Raw genomic sequence first — 18,650 nt, 5'->3', positions numbered from 1 at the left:
TTCTTGTTCAATTTGGTTCGAGGCACGATTGCCCCATTTGCCGAAACCCAGTCTACTAGCGCGAGCCGACTCATGACAAGTTTTCTTCACGGTGTGTTGTGAGCGCTCACATTGTTGTGTTGACTGGGTTTAAGGGTTGTATTCTCTAACGATTTCAGGCCTTCTCGGCGCTTTCCATGCTCTTCATCTTGATCACGGAAGCCACGGATGCGCCGCCAATTGCGACCACAATCACAGCCAGCGACAGCCATGTGGGCACTTCCGGCACCCAATGGATGCCTTCGCCGCCGTTGATGAACGGCAAGGTATTGCCGTGCAGGGCCTCCATGATGAGCTTGACGCCGATGAAGCCCAGCACCACGGACAGGCCGGCAGGCAGGTAGACGAGCTTGTCGAGCAGAGCACCCAGCAGGAAGTACAGCTGCTGCAGGCCGAGCAGGGCGAACACGTTGGAGGTGAACACCAGGAACGGATCCTTGGTCAGGCCGAAGATCGCGGGAATCGAGTCGAAGGCGAACATGACGTCGGTGGTGCCGATGGTCAGGAACACGATGAGCATCGGGGTCCAGTAACGCACGCCGTTCTTGGTGGTGCGCAGCTTCTCGCCGTCGTAGTCGTCGGTGATCTTGATGATCTTGCGCAGATTACGGATGATGCCGTTCTCGTGATATTCCTCATCTTCATCGCCGCCGAGCACCAGTTTGACGGCGGTGTAGATCAGGAAGGCACCGAACAGGAAGAACACCCACGTGAAGCGGGTGATCAGGGCCGCGCCGATCAGAATGAAAATGCCACGGAAGATCAAAGCGATGGTGATACCGACGGACAGCACATACTTCTGAACCTGCTTGGGCACCGCGAAGTTCGACATGATAATGACGAACACGAATAGGTTGTCGATGGACAACGAGTATTCGGTGAGCCAGCCGGAATAGAACTCGATGGCGGGCTTGGAGCCGGCGAAGAACCAGATGCATCCGCCGAAGATCAGCGCCATAACCACGAAGAAGGCGATATGCTGCACGCATTCCTTGGTGGAGGGCACATGCGGTCGGCGCCCGATGACGAACAGGTCGACGATGAAGAACAGCGCGAGCACCACGAAGGTGATGATTTCAAATGCGAGTGGGGTTTCTGCCATGATTCTCTACACTAACCCATGTATGTGACGGGTCATCGCCCCGCCTCGGTCATCTGCCGGAGCTCCTTCTTGAGATCACGGATCTCGTCGCGCAGACGGGCCGCAAGCTCGAACTGGAGTTGTTCGGCGGCGGTGTGCATCTGTTCGCTCAGCTGGCGAATCAGGTCGGCGAGGTCCTGCGCGGGCAGGCCGGCCTTCAGGATCTCCTCGTGGCGTTTGTCTGCCTCGTTGGGATCGAGTACCGGCACGCCCAGGTGTGTGTTGCCGGCCTTGCCCGCGTTGCGGTAGCCACCTTCAAGCAAGGCCTGGGTGTCCACATCCTCCTTGGCGAGCATGTCGTTGACGTCGCTGATCTTCTTGATCAGGGGCTTGGGATCGATGCCGTGTTCCCGGTTGTAGGCAATCTGCTTGGCGCGGCGGCGGTCGGTCTCGTCGATGGCTTGCCGCATGGCTTCGGTGGTCTCGTCGGCGTACATGATCACCGTGCCGGACACGTTTCGCGCGGCACGGCCGATGGTCTGGATGAGCGAACGGTAGGACCGCAGGAATCCTTCCTTGTCGGCGTCAAGAATCGCCACCAGCGATACTTCCGGCAAATCGAGGCCCTCGCGCAGCAGGTTGATACCGACAATCACATCGATCTTGCCTTCGCGCAACATGCGCAGCAGTTCGACACGCCGCAACGTATCCACATCGGAATGCAGGTATTCGACCTTGATCCCGCGTTCCAGCAGATAGTCGGTCAAATCCTCGGCCATCTTCTTGGTCAGGGTGGTGACCAGCGCGCGCTCGTTCCTGGCCACACGGGCCTTGATCTCGGCGAGCAGATCGTCGATCTGCCCCTTGACCGGGCGCACGTCGATCTTCGGATCGAGCAGGCCGGTCGGACGGATGATCTGTTCGACCACCCCGTCGGACAAGCCCAACTCGTAGTCGCCGGGCGTGGCGGACAGATACACGGTCTGGCCGACGCGCTGCAGGAACTCCGGCCATTTGAGCGGTCGGTTATCCATCGCGGAGGGCAGGCGGAACCCGTGTTCGACCAACGTGCGCTTGCGGGAGGCGTCCCCCTCGTACATCGCGCCGATCTGCGGCACGGTAACATGCGACTCATCGATGACCAGCAGGAAATCATCCGGAAAGAAGTCGAGTAGCGTATGCGGCGGCGTGCCGGCCGCGCGGCCGTCGAGATGACGCGAATAGTTTTCGACCCCCGAGCACACGCCCACCTGGGTGAGCATCTCCAGGTCATAGGTGGTGCGCATGTCGAGACGCTGCGCCTCAAGTTCCTTGCCCTGTTTGCGCAGTTCGGACAACCGTCCGTCAAGCTCCTCGCGGATGGTTTTGAGCGCGCGTTCCATACGCTCCGGCCCGGCCACATAGTGGGAAGCCGGGAAGATATGGACCTGCGGTTCATGGGCGATCACATCGCCGGTCAGCGGATGCAGGGTGGAGATGCGGTCGATCTCGTCGCCGAAGAATTCGATGCGGATGGCCAGTTCCTCGTATACGGGGATGATTTCGACCGTATCGCCCCGCACGCGGAACGTGCCGCGGGTGAAGGCGATGTCGTTGCGCTTGTACTGCATGGCCACGAACCGGCGCAGCAGATCGTCGCGATTGATCTGCTGGCCTTCCTTGAGAAACAGCATACGCCCGGCGTATTCCTCAGGAGTGCCCAGGCCGTAGATGCAGGAGACGGTGGCCACGACCACGCAGTCGCGTCTGGTCAGCAGGTTGGCCGTGGCCTGATGGCGCAAACGTTCCACATCGTCGTTGATGTTGGAGTCTTTCTCGATATAGGTGTCGGTCTGCGGTATGTAGGCCTCCGGCTGATAGTAGTCGTAGTAGGAAACGAAATAGCTCACCGCGTTGTCGGGCATGAGCTCGCGGAATTCGGCGCACAGCTGCGCGGCGAGCGTCTTGTTCGGCTCGATGATGAGCGTGGGACGTTGCAGCCGTTCGATCAGCCATGCGGTGGTGGCGGTTTTGCCGGTGCCGGTGGCGCCCATGAGCACCACGTCGTTCTCGCCGTTCTCGATGCGTGTGGCCAGTTCCTCGATGGCCTTCGGCTGGTCTCCGGATGGTCGGTACGGCGATTTGACCACAAACGGCTTGTCCACACGTTCGATGTTGAATCCCATGCGCTGTTTCCTTCCGATTCACGCTGTATCCCGATGATATATCGGAATATACGCTAGGCAACTCCAATACCCGTCTTCCTCTTGGACGCGCAGCCAACCACCGCTCCGCGTAATTGATTGACGCAGATGAGACATTCCAAATCCCATGCCCAATGTTCTCGGAGATTCCGCCAATGCTCCATCCGCCATCTTGGCGGGAACGTCAGCCACCGATACGTACAGTCCGTCTTGCCGCACTTGTATGGCGAGTACATACCCTTGTTCGCGATCCGCGTGCTTGGCGATATTGGCAAACGTCTCTTCCAGCAACGACCGCGTCAACTGGATAGTCTTCTCGTCAAACCGACTCAGGAGATCGAAGGGATCGGACACAACCACCTCGCCTCGGAAACCAAGCGCTGCGAGTTCCCGCCGGTGCCGTTCGATCTCGGCCTCGAATCGACCTGCACCGATCGGAACAATGGCTTCTCCGGAGCGACGCGCATGGCATCGCAGGATTCGCGCAGTACCGACATTGTGCTTTGCGAGAACCGCTATGACATCATGCGTCTGATCGAGCGCCCGTTGAGCCACTTCGCGCAACAGTGGCAAGTCCATCGACTCTCCTTGCGAAGGGTGTTCCGACATGATCCTGTCGATGCTCATGATGAGATATGAGAGATCATTGGTCGTCGCATCATGCAGCCTTGCCGCCAAATCCAACGATTCGGCCCTGCCACGCGCTTCCGACTCCCTCTCCCCCTCACGATGATGCCAATTCAGCAGCAGACCGATTCCAACGCACGCCAACGCCGGCATGACGGTCCAAGGCACAACGGACACCAACGCCCCGGCATCCCAACCCATCGGCAACCCATACTGCCATATCAGCTGCGCCACGCGAGATACGGTCACAGCCACCGCCAACACCACGCCGCACCATATGCGTTGATAGGAGAGGACGATTAATGGCTCGGCTATCACCACGCTCACCGACATGGACAGATCCACCGGCAAGGGAAACACCACGCACCATGAGATCGCCAACACGATATTGCCGCCGAACGGGAATGCCACGCAGAGCAACGACAGGATGACGAACAACAGACCCACCCACAGGGCCCACGCATCCCAAACCGGATTGATACACGATTCGATGACCGTATCAGCGGCTATGCACAAGGCGCAGGCTAGCGCCGCGATCTTTTCGCCATGCCAAGACTTCCCGAGATCACGGAAGCGACGTCTAAGAAAACGGCTGCCGTCACAGAACATGGTATCGCTCACAGTAATCAAGGAGTTCGCCGCGCCTCGTCACCCCGACCTTGCGCATGGCTCGTTTCACATAGCTGTACACAGTTTCGACACCGATTCCCAAGCGGCGCGCAATTTCAACGGTCGGTACACGATGTGCATAGAGACGCAACACCGCCAGCTCTCGATCGGAGAAGAGCCTGGCACCATCCGCTTCCGGCTGTGCGGCATCCACCGTATGCAATGTCTCTTCAAGGCTATGCAAACCCCAACCATGAGGGTATGTTCCCCCGTCAAACACCGATTTGACCGCCTCGCGTATGGTCGCTGCGAAATCTCTTTTCGAAATCAACGCTTGGGCTCCGCAACACGCGATATCCTCACCATAGGTTACCAGGTCATACGAAGTGACTACGATGACGCCAACCTGCACGTTCCGCTGTCGAATACGTTCCGTCAGCCGCACTCCGTTCAGCCCGTCCATCATGAGATCGCAAATAAGGATGTCCGGCTTCCGCGGATCGAACAGACAACGTTCCAAGGCAAGACTGGGATTATCCGTAACCCATAGCATATGCGCCTCGGGAATCGTCCTGCCAATAAGCAAAGCCATCATCTCCGCAGAGCAACGATCGTTGTCCACCAAGGCAAGCCGAATCGGGCGCCCGTTCTTCATAAGTACCCCCTCCCCAAATCGCCTCCGTCAAACGCAATCGTAGCACTGTGACGATTCCCGTCACACAGACTTCGTTCGCTCCTCATTGGCGTCTTACCGTGTTATATGCGGCAAAGCAGCCGCGCAATGAAGAACAACAAGGAGCACTCATGATCGCAAAGAAAATCACCGGAGGCCTACTGGCGGCAACGCTTGCTCTCGGCGCAAGCGGAACACTTATCATTCCCGCAAACGCCAATGAAGTCGGTACTTCAGTAAAAGTCTCCTGCAGCGTTCCCACAGATAGGGATGCTGGCATCAGCACCGTTGATGTTTCATATCCCCATGGAGGAACATGGCAATATGGAACCACCTTGTGGGGCGGATGTGGAGATGTCTACTCCAATTTCCTCCACAATTCCCGTCGGCATCATTCCTCGGTTTTGAACGCCGATAATGTATACGCATACAGCGGCGTCAAGGAAGCGGGAATCTGGGCCTCCGCAAGTACTTACGCGGTATGCGGCAAAGTGGATCAAGCTTTCTATGGATTTGATGCTGAATAATTTCGCAGCATCCACACCATTTATTGAATGTGCGGCGAGCGAACTTCCTATCGTCCGCCGCACAAACACATTGTTACCGGGAATAAGGTGTATCATGCACTGGACTTATAAAATCGCCAGTATATTGGCCGTGGCTCTCATCACTCTCGCAGCAGGATTCTATGCGCAAAATAACGAAGAAACCTATCCCTCCGGCCCTAGCTACGATATTGGAATTTCCGACGCGCACGGGCAGCCTCTATCGACATTGACCGGTCTCGCAGCGACCCATCATGTCGTACTCGCGAGAGTCTCCTATGAGCCGGACGGTCACGGTACCAACAGACGCGTAATTTCTATTTTCGGCGCATTAGACGGCAACGGCATGCATGCGAATTCGCCATACCCGGATTATGGGTTCGGGCCGCGCACACGTGTGCAACGCGGAGACAGATTCACCGACCCATTGGGAAGATGGCTTCTCTATGGATCACCACGGGATACCGCTTCAGTAGCCAAATCCATACGGCGCCAAGGATTCGAACTTAACAGAGCAACCCCCATCGGCATCACACAAATCACCAAACAATTCTTCTCCAATTCCATCGCCCAAGTCATATTCGCCGGACTTGCTGTAGTATTTGTGTCCGGCGCGCTTTCCGTGTCGACAGCTTCACGCGTTTGCGCGATACAAGCCTTGCATGGCATGAGAACAACCGGCATTATTATGAGGCAATTCCTGCGGCATGCGTTCTTTTTCATCATCTGCGTCTGCATCGGATGGATGACTTGGATTTCCATTGGTGCGATCTTCTGGCCTTTCGCTTCTCCCTTAGGATTCGCCGGTCAGGTATTCCTCTCCATCATCATCGCCACAACGTGCATGGCATTGGTTGCCTTGTCATTGTCGATTGCTCTAGTAAGGGTTCTGGTGCCGAACGCACTCAAATTAATCCAAGGAAAGCGCCCTTTACGTTTTCTCATGGCTTCCGGCTGCATCATGGCAATCATCGTTCTCGCTCTCAGCTCTGCCAGTTTGAACGTTACGAACTTCAAATGGCGGCAATCCCAAACACTGAAAACAACATTGGAGCATCAATTGTCATCCAACGACGGATTCCAATTGCAACTGTGGTATAGCAGCGATCAAAACCGAGCTCGTTCCATGCCCTCATGGAACGACTTCGTCGAACAAACTTCCCAATCAGAACATACGCGATTCGCCTCATTCCGGCTAGGATGCACGTGGGTGGATAGCTCGCAAGACCCACAGCCCTGCATCCTCATGGATTCCCGTACGGCAAGGCTTCATCATCTTATACGAAACAACACGACACTTGCACGAATCAGTGTGATTATGCCCGAGAATGAACAATGGAACAGCGAATCCATTACGAACAATGTGCTTCGCGCATACTCATTCGAGCAAAGTTTGGCGGCAGAAGAGGGAAAGAGTCTGCCCGCCATCAATCGCACGAGCATCTCCATTGAATCCAGACCAAGAGATGCTGTCTTATCGGCATTTGACACCCCTTCCAACACCGATGGCCTTTCCTCTGTTCCTGTTGTTGTCATTGACCCGTCACTGCTCTCTGGCGATACCACTACATCGATGGTGTCCACCGGCGGCATGACCTTCGATTACAGCTCCCGCCATCAGCTGCTCGAAATCCTACGGGAAAAGGGCGTGGACTCTTTGGTGGCTTCGGTCGTCAATCGGCACGACGAGATACAAACTCGTTTGGCACGAACAACTCAGGAAATGAACTATTTTTCCATCACAGCTTGCATATCCATAACATGTCTGCTGGGCGGCGCAATCATGGTGGCTTTGACACTATGCACACTCCGACGTCAAATTATGTTCGTGGAATATATGCATGGAGCGCCGTCATATCTCCGTTTTCAATCGATACTGTTCCTAGCAGCGGCGTTATGCAGTGCATCTCTTCCGATCCAGTTGCTCATAGGAGGTTACAACGCCGTTTCCACGACCTCGGTTTCCTTACTATTCATCGTCGTTTCGCTGGCAACCACAGTGCTTTACGATTCGCGGCTGCGCGCCGACAGTATCAAACATCCCTGATCGCCATCTACAAACCTGTATCAGCAATCACTTACCACGTAAGGAACATCAAGCATGAGCGCCTTATTGATCACGCATAATCTGACATATCGAATCGACGACCGCACCTTATGGGAAGGACTGAACCTGACATTCAGTCCCGGTGACATGGTTGCCCTGACCGGAGAAAGCGGATGTGGCAAAACCACTTTGTTGAATGTCCTAGGTCTTTTGGAAGAGCCAAGTTCAGGAACAATTACCTATGATGGGCAAACAATTGCCTCCAGAAAGGGCCGACGGCTCATGCACCGCAACGTCATGGGATTCATGTTCCAGAATTACGCCCTGGTGGAGCAATGGACGGTGAACAGAAATCTGATTCTGGCTCTGCGCAGCGTCGGAATACCATCGGCAGATAGAAGCCGGCTCATCAGACGCGCATTGCGGGCCGTGAATCTGACGGGCTACGGCAATAGACCTATCTACACACTCAGTGGAGGCGAACAACAACGAGTCGCAATCGCGAGGCTTCTCATCCGTCAATCGCTGCGCGTCATACTGGCGGACGAGCCAACAGCGGCCCTCGATGCCGACAACCGCGCCATGGTCATGCGTCACCTGCGTGATTTCGCCGACAACGGAGCGATCGTGATCTACACGACGCACAACGAGGAGACCGCGGCTCTCGCCGACCGCATCATCGCATTATGATTCCGCCAGCCACTGTTCGTACAGCGCATCAACGGCTTCAAGCATTCGACCCATCGGCTGCGTGGAATCGATCACCGCGTCGGCTATGACACGGCGTTGTTCCGGGCTGGACTGGTGGCGAATGCGCGCAAGCGCATCATCTCGCGTCATGCCGCGGGTCGACACCATTCTGTCGACCCGCACTTGTTCGGGCGCTTCGACGGTGACGATATGGTCGAATCGCATGGGCATGGCGTCCAAGACTTCCGCCAACAGCGGAACATCATGCACGACCATGGCATCCGGATTGTCCGCGACCGCCTGCCGCTCCCGCGACAGCGCAAGATCATAGATCAACGGATGCTCGATATCGTCCAGTTTCCTCCGCATCCGTTCCGAGTCGGGCCCGGCGAACACGTGCTCGGCGATCCATCGCCGGTTGAGCCGCCCCTGATCGGTCAGCGCGTCGGGGCCGAAACATTCCGCTATACGACGAAGACCGACGCCGCCCGGTTCCACCACTCGGCGCGCGAGCTCGTCATAGTCGATAAGCGCCGCGCCGAGCTCCCGCAGTCTTGTGGACACCGTGCTTTTGCCCGCCGCAATACCACCGGTCAATCCTATTCGAATCATGCTCCCCCCCATCATGCCATGTTTCGAGGTTCATGCACACAACGGCAAAACCCGGCCCGCCGAAGCGAGACCGGGTTTTGACTATACGTCAGGCGTCAGTCGCCCGATGGCGAACTCACTTGCCGAGCAGCTGGTCGCGCAGGGCGGCGAGCTGATCGGAGTCGGCGAGGGTACCGGTAGCCGGAGCAGCGGAAGAGTAGTTGGAGGTCTCCTCGACCGGCTTCTCTTCCTTCGGGCCCTGGCCGTCGGCGGCTGCGGATTCGGCGGCGTTCTCCAGCTCCTTGGCCACGAACTCCTTGTGCTCCTCCCACAGCTCGTGGGCGGCGGCGTACTGGGACTCCCACTCCTCACGCTGCTTCTCGTAACCAGCGATCCACTCGTTGGTGTTCGGGTCGAAGCCTTCGGGGTACTTGTAGTTGCCCTGCTCGTCGTACTCGGCCGGCATGCCGTAGATGGCCGGATCGAAGTCCTCGGAAGCCGGGTCGACGGAGTCGTTGGCCTGCTTGAGGGACAGGGAGATGCGGCGACGATCGAGGTCGACGTCGATCACCTTGACGAACACGGCCTCGCCCGGCTTGACCACGGTCTCCGGGTTCTCGACGTGACGGTTGGCGAGCTCGGAGATGTGCACCAGGCCCTCGATGCCGTCCTCGACGGAGATGAAGACACCGAACTGGACGATCTTGGTGACCTTGCCCTTGACGATCTGGCCGGGAACGTGGGTGCGAGCGAAGCGCTGCCACGGATCCTCCTGAGTCGCCTTCAGGGACAGGGAGATACGCTCACGGTCGAGATCGACGTCGAGCACCTCGACGGTGACCTTGTCGCCGACCTTGACGACCTCAGACGGGTGGTCGATGTGCTTCCAAGACAGCTCGGAAACGTGGATCAGGCCGTCAACACCGCCCAGATCGACGAAAGCGCCGAAGTTGACGATGGAGGACACCACGCCCTCACGAATCTGGCCCTTCTTGAGCTGGGACAGGAAGGTCTCGCGGACCTCGGACTGGGTCTCCTCGAGGTACTGGCGGCGGGACAGGACCACGTTGTTGCGGTTCTTGTCGAGCTCAAGGATCTTGGCCTTGATCTTCTGGCCGATGTACGGGGAGAGGTCGCGGACGCGACGCATCTCGACGAGGGAGGCAGGCAGGAAGCCACGCAGACCGATGTCGACGATGAGGCCGCCCTTGACGGCTTCGATGACGGTGCCCTCAACGACGCCGTCAGCTTCCTTGATCTTCTCGATGTCGCCCCAGGCGCGCTCGTACTGGGCACGCTTCTTGGACAGAATCAGACGGCCTTCCTTGTCTTCCTTGGTGACGACAAGGGCCTCGATGGTGTCGCCGACCTCGACGACTTCGTCAGGATCAACGTCCTTCTTGATGGAAAGCTCGCGGGAGGGGATGACACCCTCAGTCTTGTAGCCGATGTCCAGGAGGACTTCGTCGTGATCGATCTTGACGACAGTGCCCTCAACCAGATCACCATCATCGAAGTTCTTGATGGTGGAATCGACTGCCTTGATGAAGTCCTCTTCGGTGCCGATGTCGTTGATGGCGACCTTGGCGACTTCAGTGTTGTTCTCTGCCATGTAAATATATGGTTTCTAATAGTGGATGGATAATTTCTCGATATTCAGTTATACGCACACCCTTACAGGCATACGGATATTCACAATACAAGCAACTCTGCCCAAATTTCCTAGGAAACTCTAGGCGTGTCGTTCGGCCATTTCCACGACGTTGGCCAGGAGCATGGCCCGGGTCATGGGGCCCACGCCTCCGGGGTTGGGGGTGTAGGCGGATGCCTTGTCATAGCAGGCCTTGTCCACGTCGCCCTTGATGCGGTAGCGACCGGCTTCTTCGTCGTAGACGCGGCTGATGCCCACGTCGACCAGCACGGCGCCGTCCTTGATCTTGTCGGGCGTCACGAATCCGGCCGAACCCATTGCGGCGACGATCACATCGGCGCGGCGCATGTGGTCGGCCACATCCCGGGTACCGGTGTGGCACAGGGTGACGGTGGCGTTGACGGCGTTGCGCGTGAGCATCAGGCCAATCGTGCGGCCAATGGTGATGCCGCGGCCAAGCACGCACACTTCCTTGCCGTTCAGATCAATGTCATAGGCGTCGAGCAGCTCGAGCACACCGCGCGGAGTGCAAGGCAGCGGTGTCGAAATGTCGCCGCGCACATGCAGCACCAGTTCGCCGAGGTTGTACGGGTGCATGCCGTCGGCATCCTTGGCCGGGTCGATCATGTCGATGATCGCGTTCTCGTTGATGCCCTTGGGCAACGGCAACTGGACGATGAACCCGGTGCAGGCCGGATCTTCGTTGAGTTCGCGTACGGCAGCGGCGATGTCGTCGAAGCTGGCGTCCGCCGGCAGTTCCTTCTTGACTGAGGTAATGCCCACTTCCTGACAATCGGCGTGCTTGCCGGCCACGTACTTCATCGACCCGGGGTCCTCGCCCACCAGCAGCGTGCCCAGCCCTGGTTGGATGCCCTGCGCCTTGAGCTTGTTCACTCGCTCGGCAAGGTTGGTCTTGATTTCGGCCGCAATCTGCTTACCGTCGATTTTTGTGGACATCAACGCCCTCCTCTGTAGTTTCGGTGCATTCTATCGAAACGATAGGCTATCGTTGGAACAAGTCAGGATTATATATCGTTCGCTCTCACGAAGAAGGCGTGCCATGGGGACTCAAATCACACGACTTACGCGACTCGCCGCAGCCGGCCTGAGCGCCGTCCTGTTGTTCGCGACCGCCGCATGCGCAGCCACCTCCCCCGCTGAAACCGAGCCGGACAACAAGACCAGTGTTCCCGCAACGACCGGGCCGATCAATGTGGTCGCCTCCCTCAATCAATGGGGCCCGCTGGCCGCCGAGCTGGGCGGCGATGATGTGGAAGTCACGTCCATCGTGAACTCCACCAATGTGGATGCCCACGATTTCGAGCCAAAGACCTCGGACGTCGCCAAGCTGTCCAAGGCACAAATCATCGTGGCCAACGGTGCGGGCTACGATTCCTGGGCCACCAAATCGATGACCAAGACCACGAATATCGTATCCGCCGCTTCCGTCATGGGTGCCATGGAAGGCGATAACCCGCATCTGTGGTTCTCCAAAGACGCTCGATCCAGCATGGCCACGGCCATCACCGATGCATATGTAAAGGCACTCCCCAGCAAGAAGAAGGCCTTCCAGAAGCGGCTCAAGGCATGGCAGGCGGATGAGAAATCGCTGGAAACATGGGCGTCCGAGTTCACCAGATCCCACCCCGGCCTCACCTATGCAGCCACCGAACCCGTGGTCTATTATCTGATGGCCGATCTCGGGTTCAAGAATCAGACGCCCAAGGGGTATACGCAATCGACAGCTTCCGGCGGCGAACCGGCCCCCGCGGACCTGCAGTCTTTCCAGAAACTCATCGAAGACAAGGGCGTGGATGTGCTGGTTAACAACACGCAGGAAGCCAGTGACGCGACCAATATGATCACTGGCGCTGCCGGTCGTGCCGATGTGCCGGTAGTCGACGTCTCCGAACAGATGCCCAAGGATACCGACACGCTGAACGCCTGGATCAACCGGCTCATCAACACCATCATCGACGCGGTGGATCCGAGCTATGGCTGCGAAGACGCCACGGACGGCAACGCGAATTCCGATGATTCCAGCGCCGACGGCGCCGCCACGGATGATGCCAATGCGCAAGATTCCAAGGCCAGCACCGGTTCCAGCACGGAGCCCAAGTACATCCGTCAGTGCAAGGCGGCCACATCCAGTGACTCGTCTCAGGATTCGGCAAAGGCCGATGCCTCCAATGGCGATTCCGGCGATGCCTCCGGCAACGACCAGACCGACTCCGGCAAATAGTTAGAAGCAAAGGACACCGGCATCGGATTCATGCAATGCCGATAGACGCCTTGCACGAGAAGGGTTGTGCGACCATTGTCGAGATGGCCGCACAACCCTTTTCTTTGGTTGTCACCATCCGTACACGATATTGAGAACGATTGTCAGCATCGTTTGCCACAATCGGGCGTTATGAGTGAAACTTCCGATTGCATCGTGTTCAGCGATGCCGCCATCAAGCGTGGTGACCATATCATCTGGCAGCATGGCACCTTTGCCATTCCCACCGGTTCGGTCACGGCCATCGTCGGCACCAACGGCACCGGCAAAACCACGATGATGAGGGCCGAGCTGGGACTTTTGCCGCTTTGCCATGGCAGCCTGACCGTACTGGGCAAGCCCGCAGGCGAGATGAACAAACGCATCGGATATGTGCCGCAGAGCTATGTGGCGAATGTCGATTCCAATATCACCGCCGAACAATCCGTGTTGCTGGGCCTGACCGGCACCCGATTCGGCATCCACCCCATCACCAAGGCCCAGAAAGCCAAAGCGCTCGAGGCGATGGAGTTCACCGGCATCGCCGACAAGGCGCAGTACCGTCTGTCCGAACTGTCCGGCGGTTTGCGCCAGCGTGTGGCCATCGCCCAGGCGTTGGTGTGCGATCCACAACTGCTGATGCTTGACGAGCCGTTGGCCAACCTCGATCTGGCCAGTCAACGCGCCACCGTACACGTGCTGGCCAAGCTGAACCGTGAACTGAACATGACCATCCAGGTGGTTGCGCACGATCTCAATATGCTCTTGCCGATTCTGACCGGTGCCGTCTACTTGCTCGATGGGCACCCGCACTACGCCGATATGCACAAAGTGCTCGACTCCGACCTACTCACCCACCTCTACGGCACACAGGTGCAGGTGGTCACCACTCCGCAGGGTGACATGTTCGTGACCCCGACGCCGGATGAGCCCCAGGACCAGCCGCAGGATATGCACACGGCAGCCGAAGTGGCGCAATTGCACCATCACGAGCACGGCAACGCCACCAATGGCAGTGCCGCCAACAGCGCCGAGAATCGATAACATCAAGCTAGCCGATCCACAGCCTGTCAACGGGCTGCAGCTCAGGCATGGAGAAAATACAGGGACATGAGCACCATCAACTTTTCGTATGATCCCGAATGGCTGGACACACTGTCCGCTCCATTCATGACCAACGCCTTCATCGCCGGCCTGTGCATTGCCCTGGCCGCCGGTGTCATGGGATACTTCACCATCGCCCGTCGTTCCACCTTCGCGGCCCATGCGCTGGCCCATATCGGTCTGCCGGGCGCGACCGGCGCGGTGTTGCTCGGCCTGCCCGTGTCACTGGGCATGGGCGTGTTCGCACTGGGCGGCGCACTGGTGATCGGTGCTTTGGGCAAGCGCGTTTCCGAGCGTGAAATCGCAACCGGCACCGTACTGGCCTTCGCCACCGGCTTGGGTCTGTTCTTCGCGCGATTGTCGAGTTCCGCCTCCCAGCAGATGCAGTCGATCCTCTTCGGCTCGATCCTGACCATCACCACCGGCCAGATCATCGGCTTCGCCGTGTTCGACGTATTGCTGCTGGCATTGTTGGCCATCATCTACCGCCCGCTGCTGTTCAGCTCGTTGGATGAGCAGGTGGCACAGGCCAAGGGTGTGCCGATCGGGCTGATGAACGTGGCGTTTATGGCGATTATGGCCGGTGTAATCACCATTGCCGTGCCGGCAGTGGGCACCTTGCTGATTTTCGCGCTGGTGATCACGCCTGCGGCCACCGCCAATATTCTGGCCGGCTCCCCATTCAAGGCGATGGTGATCGCCAGCGTGCTGTGCCTGGTGTCGATTTGGGCCGGACTCGTGCTGTCGGCGATGTTCCCCGCCCCCCCGAGCTTCATTATCGTGACGCTTTCCACCCTGTTCTGGGCTATCGCCAAGGCCGTGGAGACAGTGCGGAAGTAATCTCATTCATTTTTCTTGCCCCCGCTGGCAAATTCATAGCGGGGGCTTTGTTATATCTTCTCCACCAAGGCATTGGCGATGGCGGCGATGCCTTCGCCGCGGCCAGTGAATCCCATATGGTCGGTGGTGGTGGCGGTAACCGATACCGGGCAACCAACCGCCGCAGACAGGGCGGCTTCGGCTTCAGCACGGCGTGTGCCGATTTTCGGGCGGTTGCCGATGATCGCCACTGAGGCCGATGCCGGCGTATACCCGTTGGATGCCAGATGCGCCACAACTTCTTGCAGCATATCGATGCCATGCCTTCCGGCACCATGCGCGTCCGCACCGACACCGAACAGTGAACCAATGTCTCCCAATCGGGCGGCGGCAAGCAACGCGTCAATCAGGGCGTGCGCGGCCACATCGCCATCGGAATCGCCTTCGATACCCTCGTATTTGGCGGCATCGGCCTCGCTGCATGAATCAGGCACCGGCCAGTAGAGCCCGGCAATCCACAGTTCACGGCCTGAACCGGCAGGCGCAAAACGGTGAGCGTCAAAACCTTGCCCTATCAGCACTCCTGCAGACCCCATGCAGTTCCCTTCGATGGCATTGCCCAGATGAACGGCAGCAAACGATTATGAATCACGAAGCCCCGGCGCATCGCATAAGGACACGACCGAGGCCTCAAAACAATCAAATCACTTCTTCTTGGACTTCTTCTCGGCTTCGACACGAGCCAAAGTATCGGCCGCGGCCTCTTCGGGCTCGGCGGTGTGATGCTTGTCGTCACCGGGCTGAGCGGGCTCGTAGCCCAGATTCACGTCGAGCAGACGCTGGGCTTCCGCCTCGTCGATCTTCTCGGACAAGGCGATCTCAGAAGTCAGAATGGCGCGGGCCTTGGTGAGCATACGCTTCTCGCCCGCGGACAGGCCGTGCTCGTCGACATCGCGCTGGGCGAGATCGCGAACCACTTCGGCGATCTTGTTGACATCGCCGGTGGCGATCTTTTCGACGTTCAGCTTGTAACGGCGAGACCAGTTCATCTCTTTCTCGATGATCGGGGTCCGCAGGATGCCGAATACCTTGGCCACTTCGGATGCGGAGACGATGTCACGCACGCCGACCTTCTTGGCATTGTCCACGGGAACGTTGATGACCAAACCATCGGAAGAAAGTACGGACAACTGCAGATATTCGCGCGTCACTCCCTTGACCGTCCGCTCGGTAATGGCCTCCACCTTCGCTGCACCATGACGCGGATAGACGACCATATCGCCGACTTTGTAAGACATGTACCCTCCGAGAACTGACGGCTTACACACAAAAACTCGAATAATTATGCCATGCGGCCTGGACCGCCCCTATGAGAGCGCTCACAACCACGAAGACACACCGAAAAGGGCAAGAATTCGCCATTTTCGACGCGCCAATGTAGCGTTTCCGACTCCAACGCACGTAGACTTTGGGTCATGGCTAAAGAAACGAAGATCAAGGAAGATACCGTCACCGTGCCTGTCGCCCAAGGCGACCTCGATGCGGTGAGCAATGCTGAATTCTACAACCCCCACGGAGTTCTCGGCGGGCATCTCGGCATCGGCAAGCATGCCGACACCGCCACAATCCGTGTGCTGCGTCCGCTTGCCAAGTCCGTGACCATCCTCACCCAGGATGGCGAATACCCGATGACCCACGAATACAACGGCGTGTTCGTGACTACCGTGCCGGCTTCCGGCACCAAGAAGCAGCCCACGATTCCCGACTACCGCGTCAGGACCGAGTGGGAAAGCGGCGCAGTGCTCATTGAGGACGACCCATACCGTTATATGCCCACAGTCGGCGACATGGACACCTATCTGTTCGGCGAGGGCCGTCACGAGAAGCTCTGGGAGGCGCTTGGCGCGCATGTGCTGCGCTATGACGATCCGATGGGCGGCGTAGACGGCACGCCTGGCGAACAGGTGGTAGGCACCGCGTTCTCCGTGTGGGCCCCGAACGCCCATGCCGTGCGCGTGGTCGGTAACTTCAACGCCTGGGATGGTCGTCGTCATGCCATGCGCGAGCTCGGCTCCTCCGGCGTGTGGGAAATCTTCATCCCCGGAATCGGCGCGGGCGAGACCTACAAGTTCCAGATCCTGAACGCCAATTACACGTGGGAGATGAAGGCTGACCCGATGGAGCGTCAGCACGAGGTTCCGCCGAACACCGCCTCCATCGTCACCGAATCCACCTACGAGTGGAACGATGACGCCTGGATGCAGCACCGCCGCACCACCAACCCGCATGATGGCCCGGTCTCCATCTATGAGGTGCACGCCGGCAGCTGGAAGCAGGGACTGACCTACCGTGACCTGGCCAAGCAGCTCGTGGACTACGTCAGGCAGGAAGGCTTCACCCACGTGGAGTTCATGCCACTGGCCCAGCATCCGTTCTCCGGCTCCTGGGGCTATCAGGTCACCGGCTACTATGCGGTGGACTCCCGTCTCGGTTCCCCCGACGACTTCCGTTACCTGGTCGACCAGTTCCATCAGGCCGGCATCGGCGTGATCATGGACTGGGTGCCCGCCCACTTCCCGAAGGATGCCTTCGCGCTCGGCCGCTTCGACGGCACCCCGCTGTACGAGGACCCGGACCCGCTGCGCGGCGAACACCCCGAGTGGGGCACCTATGTGTTCAACTTCGGACGCCGCGAAGTACGCAACTTCCTGGTGGCCAACGCCCTGTTCTGGCTCGAGGACCTGCACGTCGACGCACTGCGCGTGGATGCCGTCAGCTCCATGCTCTACCTTGACTACAGCCGCGAACCCGGCCAGTGGCGTCCGAACATCTACGGCGGACGCGAAAACCTGGAGGCCATCGACTTCCTCAAGGAAGCCACCGCCACCGCGTACAAGAACAACCCCGGCGTCATGATGATCGCCGAAGAGTCCACCGCATGGCCGGGCATCACCGCCCCCACCTCCGCCGGAGGCATCGGCTTCGGCATGAAGTGGAACATGGGCTGGATGCACGACACCCTCGAGTATCTGCACGAGGAGCCCATCAACCGCAAGTGGCACCACAACGAAATCACCTTCTCCATGGTGTACGCCTACTCCGAACACTACGTATTGCCCATCAGCCACGATGAAGTCGTGTACGGCAAGGGCTCCCTGTACGGCAAGATGCCGGGCGATGGCTGGCAGAAGCTAGCCGGCGTGCGTTCGATGTTCGCCTATCAGTGGGCTCACCCGGGCAAGAAGCTCTCCTTCATGGGCAACGAGCTGGCCCAGTGGGGCGAGTGGGATCATGACGCCTCCATCGATTGGGATTGCCTGAACTGGCAGGAGCACCGTCAGGTCCAGACCATGGTCGCCGACCTTAACGCCTTCTACAAGGCGCATCCGGCACTTTGGAGCCAGGACTTCGATCCGGCCGGCTTCCAGTGGCTGACCAGCGACGATGCCGACCACAACACGCTGAGCTTCCTGCGCATCGGCACCAAGGGCGAGACCTTGGCCGTGGTGGTCAACTTCTCCGGTGAAGCCTGGTCCGATTACCAGGTGGCGCTGCCCACCGGCGGCAAGTGGACCGAAGTGTTCACCACCGATGACGCCAAGTACGGCGGCTCCGACATCCACAACGGCACCTTCGAAGCGGTCGAGGGCGAATATCATTCGCGTCCGTTCTCGGCGAAGATCACCGTTCCGGCTCTGGGAGTTGTATTCTTGAAGCCGGAAGACTGAACT

Annotated in this window: 16 protein-coding genes; 7 read left to right on the top strand and 9 right to left on the bottom strand. The window is 58.5% G+C overall.

Annotated features, from left to right (window positions below):
• Positions 1 to 154 precede the first annotated feature (154 nt).
• Genes FYJ31_RS11085 through FYJ31_RS11070 form a run of 4 tightly spaced genes read right to left on the bottom strand, consistent with a single transcriptional unit; the run spans position 155 to position 5,194 of the window.
• On the bottom strand, positions 155 to 1,141 hold the full coding sequence (locus FYJ31_RS11085) for a TerC family protein (protein WP_032744356.1): 987 nt from the start codon (positions 1,139 to 1,141) through the stop codon (positions 155 to 157).
• Positions 1,142 to 1,173: 32 nt separating this feature from the next.
• Positions 1,174 to 3,285, bottom strand: a complete 2,112-nt coding sequence (gene uvrB / locus FYJ31_RS11080) for an excinuclease ABC subunit UvrB (RefSeq protein ID WP_154536681.1) — start codon at positions 3,283 to 3,285, stop codon at positions 1,174 to 1,176.
• A gap of 18 nt (positions 3,286 to 3,303) precedes the next feature.
• Entirely contained in the window at positions 3,304 to 4,551 is a 1,248-nt protein-coding gene (locus tag FYJ31_RS11075; protein ID WP_326831210.1) for a histidine kinase, read from the bottom strand.
• Positions 4,529 to 5,194 carry a response regulator transcription factor gene (locus tag FYJ31_RS11070; RefSeq protein ID WP_143724776.1) on the bottom strand — a complete coding sequence of 222 codons (666 nt, stop codon included), beginning with the start codon at positions 5,192 to 5,194 and terminating at the stop codon, positions 4,529 to 4,531. The genes FYJ31_RS11075 and FYJ31_RS11070 overlap by 23 nt, the downstream gene beginning before the upstream one ends.
• A gap of 149 nt (positions 5,195 to 5,343) precedes the next feature.
• On the opposite strand from FYJ31_RS11070, the gene FYJ31_RS11065 reads away from it, so the two are divergent.
• Genes FYJ31_RS11065 through FYJ31_RS11055 form a run of 3 tightly spaced genes read left to right on the top strand, consistent with a single transcriptional unit; the run spans position 5,344 to position 8,494 of the window.
• Positions 5,344 to 5,739, top strand: a complete 396-nt coding sequence (locus tag FYJ31_RS11065; protein WP_154536680.1) for a lactococcin 972 family bacteriocin — start codon at positions 5,344 to 5,346, stop codon at positions 5,737 to 5,739.
• Positions 5,720 to 7,804: a bacteriocin-associated integral membrane family protein gene (locus tag FYJ31_RS11060; protein WP_229774089.1), complete on the top strand. Its 2,085-nt coding sequence runs from the start codon at positions 5,720 to 5,722 to the stop codon at positions 7,802 to 7,804. The genes FYJ31_RS11065 and FYJ31_RS11060 overlap by 20 nt, the downstream gene beginning before the upstream one ends.
• Before the next feature lie 54 nt (positions 7,805 to 7,858).
• A complete protein-coding gene (locus FYJ31_RS11055) occupies positions 7,859 to 8,494 on the top strand; it encodes an ATP-binding cassette domain-containing protein (RefSeq protein ID WP_065473665.1) in 636 nt (211 codons plus the stop codon).
• On the opposite strand, the gene coaE is transcribed toward FYJ31_RS11055, so the two are convergent.
• From coaE to FYJ31_RS11040, 3 genes are all read right to left on the bottom strand, one after another.
• Entirely contained in the window at positions 8,489 to 9,106 is a 618-nt protein-coding gene (gene coaE, locus FYJ31_RS11050) for a dephospho-CoA kinase (protein ID WP_065473668.1), read from the bottom strand. The genes FYJ31_RS11055 and coaE overlap by 6 nt on opposite strands.
• A gap of 115 nt (positions 9,107 to 9,221) precedes the next feature.
• A complete protein-coding gene (gene rpsA, locus FYJ31_RS11045; RefSeq protein ID WP_032744362.1) occupies positions 9,222 to 10,697 on the bottom strand; it encodes a 30S ribosomal protein S1 in 1,476 nt (491 codons plus the stop codon).
• A gap of 120 nt (positions 10,698 to 10,817) precedes the next feature.
• Entirely contained in the window at positions 10,818 to 11,693 is an 876-nt protein-coding gene (locus FYJ31_RS11040; RefSeq protein ID WP_032744363.1) for a bifunctional methylenetetrahydrofolate dehydrogenase/methenyltetrahydrofolate cyclohydrolase, read from the bottom strand.
• 103 nt (positions 11,694 to 11,796) lie between these two features.
• On the opposite strand from FYJ31_RS11040, the gene FYJ31_RS11035 reads away from it, so the two are divergent.
• The 3 genes from FYJ31_RS11035 (at position 11,797) to FYJ31_RS11025 (ending at position 14,940) form a co-directional block, all read left to right on the top strand.
• Positions 11,797 to 12,978, top strand: coding sequence for a metal ABC transporter solute-binding protein, Zn/Mn family (locus FYJ31_RS11035; RefSeq protein WP_154536679.1), 1,182 nt, complete (start codon positions 11,797 to 11,799; stop codon positions 12,976 to 12,978).
• Positions 12,979 to 13,149: 171 nt separating this feature from the next.
• Positions 13,150 to 14,040 carry an ABC transporter ATP-binding protein gene (locus FYJ31_RS11030; protein ID WP_195839500.1) on the top strand — a complete coding sequence of 297 codons (891 nt, stop codon included), beginning with the start codon at positions 13,150 to 13,152 and terminating at the stop codon, positions 14,038 to 14,040.
• 66 nt (positions 14,041 to 14,106) lie between these two features.
• On the top strand, positions 14,107 to 14,940 hold the full coding sequence (locus FYJ31_RS11025; protein WP_012578057.1) for a metal ABC transporter permease: 834 nt from the start codon (positions 14,107 to 14,109) through the stop codon (positions 14,938 to 14,940).
• Positions 14,941 to 14,990: 50 nt separating this feature from the next.
• On the opposite strand, the gene ispF is transcribed toward FYJ31_RS11025, so the two are convergent.
• Both ispF and FYJ31_RS11015 read right to left on the bottom strand, forming a co-directional pair.
• Complete coding sequence (ispF, locus tag FYJ31_RS11020; RefSeq protein WP_032744366.1) at positions 14,991 to 15,515, bottom strand: 2-C-methyl-D-erythritol 2,4-cyclodiphosphate synthase; 525 nt, start codon at positions 15,513 to 15,515, stop codon at positions 14,991 to 14,993.
• A 108-nt stretch (positions 15,516 to 15,623) separates the two neighbouring features.
• Positions 15,624 to 16,217, bottom strand: a complete 594-nt coding sequence (locus FYJ31_RS11015; RefSeq protein ID WP_007053566.1) for a CarD family transcriptional regulator — start codon at positions 16,215 to 16,217, stop codon at positions 15,624 to 15,626.
• 177 nt (positions 16,218 to 16,394) lie between these two features.
• Between FYJ31_RS11015 and glgB the strand changes: the two genes are divergently transcribed.
• Entirely contained in the window at positions 16,395 to 18,647 is a 2,253-nt protein-coding gene (glgB, locus tag FYJ31_RS11010; protein WP_012578059.1) for a 1,4-alpha-glucan branching protein GlgB, read from the top strand.
• Positions 18,648 to 18,650 lie beyond the last annotated feature (3 nt).

Source organism: Bifidobacterium sp. WCA-178-WT-4B, from assembly GCF_009696495.1.
GTDB lineage: Bacteria > Actinomycetota > Actinomycetes > Actinomycetales > Bifidobacteriaceae > Bifidobacterium > Bifidobacterium infantis.
This window is presented reverse-complemented; position numbering and strand designations above follow the sequence as displayed.